Source organism: Pseudomonas sp. Irchel s3f19, assembly GCF_900187555.1.
Classification (GTDB): Bacteria; Pseudomonadota; Gammaproteobacteria; order Pseudomonadales; family Pseudomonadaceae; genus Aquipseudomonas; species Aquipseudomonas capeferrum.
Map to the genome: position 1 here is coordinate 1 of NZ_FYDW01000028.1, position 5664 is coordinate 5664.

The following is a 5664-nucleotide window of genomic DNA, read 5'->3' on the forward strand; positions in this document are numbered from 1 at the left end:
CGCTGAGCGAGAAGTGGATCAAGCGGCAGGCACATGTCAGCGTTAAAGATCTGGAGGCGTCGATCGAGTACTACCTGGAAACCTACAACCAGAACCCGAAGCCATTTCGGTGGCACAAGAAGGCCGATGACATCCTTGCCTCAGTCGCTCGCGCGGCGCGAGCGCTGGGCAAATGATTTTCAGTGGTATTTCTGAAACACCACACTAGTTCGCGGGCAAGAGAATCACGAAGTTCTTTTTCATGTCTTCCAGCACGGTCCATTTGCCCTTGGCGCCCGGTTCGATAATGAACGTGTCGCCAGCGGTGAGTGTGATGGGGGCGCAATCCTCAAGCTCGATGACGCAGCATCCACTCAGGACATGGCAGAACTCCCAAACTTTGTAGTCGATGCGCCACGCGCCGGTGCTGGCTTCCCATTCTCCGGAAATGCGACCTTGCTGTTCATCGTGATAGTACTTGGACGTCAGCGTATGAGGGGTGCCTTCCACGACCTCTTCAAAAAAGGGAAGGTCGCGCACCGGTTGAGTATCCAGTTCGCGGAACACCGTCAGTTTCTTGTTCATGGTTTTTTCTCGAGCACGTTGTGGGTAGGGCGATACATCAAATAGGCTTCACCGGTTACGCCCAGCATCGGGTGCGGAACGATCTGGCAGGTTTTAACAATCTGAAAACCGTGACGTTCGTAGAAGCGGCGTGCAGCGTGGTTTTCTTCATAATCGATCAGGCATAGCCCATCCAGGCCAGCGGCCTCAGCGCGCTGCTGGGCGTGGCCAAGAAACTGGACACCCAGCCCCTGGCTACGCCAGGCCTCATCCAGGGCCAGGCTGGATATGTATAAGGTGTCGGGTATTTCCATATCGGAATAAGGCGCGAGGACCGGGTCTGCCTCGACAGGCCTGTCAGGGGTCTCGCGCAAGGCATAGCTATGCATCATGCCGATGACGCGCCCTTCGAAAGTGGCCATCAGGCAGTTCTTGTAGGAAAAGTCGCCCTGCTCCCTGGCATAGCGAGACGCACCGACACTCAGCAATGCCTCTCCAGGTGCGGCAAGCTTGCTCCATATGTAATCGGCCATGCCCTCCGATGTCAGTTGAAAGAAGCGCGCAATATCGTGCGCGTCCGAGGCTTGAGCGGGTCTGAAGCCGACAGGCATGTACTGTGCTCCCATGGGATCGGGTGGTTAGTTTTTCAAGGATTACGCCTTTGACAGGGTGGCAGGGTAAGCGGGTTGAACGGTTCCTATCATGCTCGGGGCGAACACCGTCAGCACGGCGTGCGACGCTGCCCCATGCTCAAAGGCACGTGGCCGCCTACTCAACGACCAGGCCGTTGATACACGCCATCCAGCCACCGCCGGCCTCGTATATGTGGTTTCCCGGGCCTACCTAAGTCAGAACTTCGCCCGCAACGCCACATTGAAATTGCGCGGCTCACCGTAGAAATTCCAGTAATTAGTATTTCCCAGGGTCTGGTAGTACTTCTTGTCGAACACGTTATCAAGGTTGTACTGCAGTTCCAGGTTGCGGCTGATCTCGTAGATGGCGTGCAGGTTGGTCAGGTGGTAGGCATCCTGCCGGATCTTGTAGTCCTTGCCGACCTCGGTCTGGGTCATCTTGCTCTGGGCGTAGAAGCTGCCACCTACACGCAGCTGGTTGAGCGTATCTGGCAGGCGGTAGTCGGTTGCAACCTTGAACAAATGGCGTGGCGATGCGCCGTTGAAGTCTTCGCCTTTCTGCTCGCCACCCATGTACTTGGACTGGGTATAGGTGTACCCCGCCGATACGTTCCAGTTCGGCAGCACCTCACCGGTCAGCTCCAGCTCGATACCTTTGTTGCGCACTTTGTCGGACGCCCGGTAGCAAGCCCAGGTCTGCGCACAGGTCACGCGCTCGGCACGGCCGGTCTGGTCCGCCTGGAACAGCGCGATAGCGGTTTGCAGGCGCTTATCGAGGAACTCTCCCTTCAAGCCGATCTCGTAGTTGCTGCCGGTCATCGGCAAAAGCGTTGTGCCATCCGCATCTTGCGCGCTCTGCGGCTTGAAGATTTCGGTGTAGCTGGCGTAGGCCGACCAGTTTTCGTTCAGGTCCTGCACCAGGCCCGCATAAGGGGTGACTTCGCCACTCTTGGAGAAGTGCTTATGGTCTGAGGGTTCACGCACGCCATTGGTGTCATCCAGCGAATCGTGGCTGTACCAGCTCAAGCGGCTGCCGAGAATGAACGTCGTGCTGTCGGTGAGACTGAACCGGCTGGCCACATACACGCCCTTTTGCTCCTGGGTGCGGTTGTATTGCCATTGGTTGACATTGAGGGCGGTCGGTGTGGGTGGGTCAAACGCTGCCAGGTTGTTCATGTCGACGATGTAGCGGTAGCTAGCATCGCGCCCGCCGTGGTAGTCGAAGTCGTCCTTGTTCCAGTTGCCACCCACAATCAGCTCATGCTGGCGGCCCAGCAGCTGGAACGGACCCGTGAAATAGCCATCGATGCTGGTCTGGGTGTCATCGAAGTGAAAGTGGCGCGGATTGAGGGTGAACAGGTCGGTGCCACCGCCTGGGTAGGTGTAGTTACCCAGGAAATCCGACTTTGCCCACATCTGGTTGACTGCCACCACACCCTTCCAACCGTTGGCAAAGGTGTGCTGGATATCGGCGAACAGGGTGGTATTGCGCTTGTCCAGGTGGTTCCAGTCACCGGTCAGCGAGGTAGAGCGCGACATCGGGTAGAACGCGCCGCTCTCCTTGCTGGGCAGGCCCGACCAGTCATAACCGGAGTTGCGTTCCTTCTGGTAGGTAAAACCGAAAGTGGCCAGGGTCGACTCATCCAGGTCGGCCTCGATGATGCCGTAGAACAGCTGGTTTTCTTTCTGGGCCGTGTCCAGGTAGCTGTTGGCATTGTTGTAGGAAAGGACCGAGCGGCCGCGCAGGGTGCCGGCTTCATTCAGCGGCGCCGACAGGTCGAGCATGGTCTTGTAGTTGTCCCAGGAGCCAACCGAGGTTTCGATCAATGCCTGAGGCTCGGCCGTAGGCCGCTTTCGGACCAGGTTGATCGAGGCGGACGGGTTACCCGCACCTTCCATCAGGCCGGTGGCGCCCCGCACCACTTCTACGCGGTCGTAGATGTCGGTGTTGGGCTTGGAAATGGTGTCCATCGAGTACGGGTTGCCGATGTTGGTCGGCACGCCATCGATCTGCAGGTTTTCGACCGTCTGCCCGCGAGCCTGGTACAGCGAGCGCTCGCTCCCGTTCTTGATGATGGTGACGCCGGTGGCGTTACGCATGACGTCGTCGAGGTTTTGCATGTTCTGGTCATCCATGCGCTGGCGGGTGACCACGGTGACCGACTGCGGCGTTTCGCGCAGGCTCATCGGCAGTTTGGTGGCGGTCGACGAACGCCCCGTCGCGTAGGCCCCGGTGCCCTCGGTCAAGTCGCCCAATCCCTGACCGGAGATGGTGGTGCTGCCCAGGGTGACGGCACCGGCAGCGTTTTCAACCTGACGCACCAGCTGAAATTCCCGCTCGCCGGTGCCCACCGCCTCCACGCCGCTGCCCGCCAGCATCTGCGCCAGCGCCTCCTCGACACGGGTGGCGTGCACCACCTGGCCCTGCTTATTGGCGGTGAGCGTGGCATCACCGCCAATCAACAACCCTGCCTGTTTGGCCAGCAGGTTCAGTTGCTGTGCCAACGGCCCGGCCGGAATGTCGAACATCGCGCGCTGCACTGCTGCGCCGTTGCTTTCGGCCTGGGTGGTGGCAGCGTGACTGCCAAGGGCAAGGAGGATGGCCAAAGTCAGCGGATGAGGGCGCGAAAAAGCAGGATGGCGAAGCAGCATGAAAGGGTCCTTCCGGAAGTAGGATGAAGTAGCGTCATCCCACCAAGCGCATGAGCGTCGCAAAACCAGAAAAAGAATTTTGAAATTTTTTCAGCGCGCCTCGATGGAGACCCACCAAGGCAAGGTGCGCACCACCCGAATGGGTAACGCACGCTCGAGCATGGCTAAGGTGCGGTCGGTGTCCAGCAGCGGGAAGGTACCCACCGCACGCAAGTTGTTCAGCACAGGGTCGATGCCCAGGTGGCCGTGACGGTGTTCGCGCAGAACGTCGACTACCTGGCCCAACGGCATGTCCTCCGCCACCAGCACGCCACGGCTCCAGTCCTGGCGCAGAGCCTGTGCAGCTGTTGATGCGCCTGCCTGTTGCGCATCGAACACGAGCATTTGCCCGGCACCCAGCGTAGTGCGCACACCACTGCCGGCGCAGGTTGCCTGTACCGAGCCTGCAAATACACTCAAGGTCGTTGCCAGCCCCTGATCCCGTACACTGAACCGCGTGCCGAGTGGCCGCATCCGCCCTGCCCGCGTCTCGACGAACAGTGGTCGTGAGTCCTCGCCGGTTTCGATCAGGATTTCGCCCCGGTACAGACGCAGTTGCCGCACGCCTTCATCGAACTGCACATCCAGTGCCGTCCCGCCGTTCAGCCACAACTGACTGCCATCGGCCAGTGTAAGCGGCCGCACGTCCCCCAGGCCGGTGCGATAAGTGGCGAACCAGGCGCGTGGCGAGTCCACCCAACCGCGCTGCCAGCCGCCCCACCCCAACACGCCAGCCGCGCCCGCTACGCAAAGGCTGCCGAGCACGGCACGACGCGACTGCCGGTGACTGCGAGCGTTGTCGAACACCTGCCGGGCCAGTTCTGCCTGGCCATCGAGGTTGCCGAAGCGCTGGTTGATGTTTTCTACATAGGACCACGCCAGGCGATGCCGCGCATCCTCGGTCAGCCAGGCTTGCCATTGCGCCAGTGTTGCTGCGTCATGCCCTGCTGCGTGCAGCCGCGCGAACCACCCTGCCGCCGCTTGCAGCACGCCATGGTCGAGTTGCCCCCGGCTCATGCCAGCGAATCATCCAGTTCGGCTTCCAGCAACAGGCACTGGAACATCGCCTGAGCCAGGTAGCTGTTCACACTGCGCTCGCTCACGCCCAACTGCTCAGCGATCTCGCGTTGCTTCATGCCCTGCAGTTGCGCCATGGAAAACGCGTCGGCCACCCGCTTGGGCATGCGTTCGAACATCGCCTGCAGTTGTTCCAGTGTTTCGAGGATGACCGCCTGCTGCTCCAGCGATGGTGCAAGTTGCTCGGGCTGGGCGGCCAACACGTCCAGATAAGCCTGCTCCACCCGCCGCCGCCGCCAGAAGTCTACACACGCATTGCGCGACATGCGCCCCAGGTACGCGCGGGCATGCTCGTGGTCATTGAAAGCCCGGGGTTTGGTCAGCAACCGCACGAACACATCCTGCGCCAACTCCGCAGCATCGTGGGCATTGCCGAGCTTGCGCTGCAGCCACTGGCGGATCCAGCCATGGTGGGCGCGGTAGAGGTTCTCCAGGTCGGAGCCAGCAGTGCCGGGAGAAGCGGTCATGGGAACGGCGCCTAGGGTTGCTAATGCGAATAATTAGCAATTCTAGCGTTGATGCGGATTTCGGGCAATTGGCCAGGTCGGCATCATCTTCATAGTCATCGTGGCGGCTGTGCAGGCGCGCGGCCGCTTAGGTTCTGTACGAAAAGTATGGTCATTCATCGTTGTGGGAGCGGCGGTGCGGCGATCCGACTTGCCCCGCGATCTGCCGCAACGCGGCAGCAAAGCCTGAGTTCGCGGCTTCTTTGACACCATTT

The 5664-nt window shown here is 60.4% G+C and carries 5 protein-coding genes and 1 pseudogene; 1 reads left to right on the forward strand and 5 read right to left on the reverse strand.

The window, feature by feature from the left end; genetic code table 11:
- Positions 1-176: pseudogene (locus CKW22_RS27105) on the forward strand (IS630 family transposase); the annotation flags it as partial.
- A 28-nt stretch (positions 177-204) separates the two neighbouring features.
- Here the strand turns inward: CKW22_RS27105 and CKW22_RS27110 are convergent.
- From CKW22_RS27110 to CKW22_RS27130, 5 genes are all read right to left on the reverse strand, one after another.
- The gene (locus tag CKW22_RS27110; protein WP_095065621.1) at positions 205-564 is read right to left on the reverse strand and encodes a cupin domain-containing protein; all 360 of its coding nucleotides are present in this window, start codon (positions 562-564) and stop codon (positions 205-207) included.
- Positions 561-1154 (reverse strand): GNAT family N-acetyltransferase, encoded by a 594-nt coding sequence (locus CKW22_RS27115; RefSeq protein WP_256577339.1) that lies wholly within the window; start codon positions 1152-1154, stop codon positions 561-563. The genes CKW22_RS27110 and CKW22_RS27115 overlap by 4 nt, the downstream gene beginning before the upstream one ends.
- A 237-nt stretch (positions 1155-1391) precedes the next feature.
- Positions 1392-3827: a TonB-dependent siderophore receptor gene (locus CKW22_RS27120; RefSeq protein WP_095065625.1), complete on the reverse strand. Its 2436-nt coding sequence runs from the start codon at positions 3825-3827 to the stop codon at positions 1392-1394.
- Between the two features lie 90 nt (positions 3828-3917).
- The gene (locus CKW22_RS27125) at positions 3918-4883 is read right to left on the reverse strand and encodes a FecR domain-containing protein (protein ID WP_095065628.1); all 966 of its coding nucleotides are present in this window, start codon (positions 4881-4883) and stop codon (positions 3918-3920) included.
- Positions 4880-5410 (reverse strand): sigma-70 family RNA polymerase sigma factor, encoded by a 531-nt coding sequence (locus CKW22_RS27130; protein WP_095065630.1) that lies wholly within the window; start codon positions 5408-5410, stop codon positions 4880-4882. Before CKW22_RS27130 ends, CKW22_RS27125 begins: the two co-directional genes overlap by 4 nt.
- Positions 5411-5664: the final 254 nt, after the last annotated feature.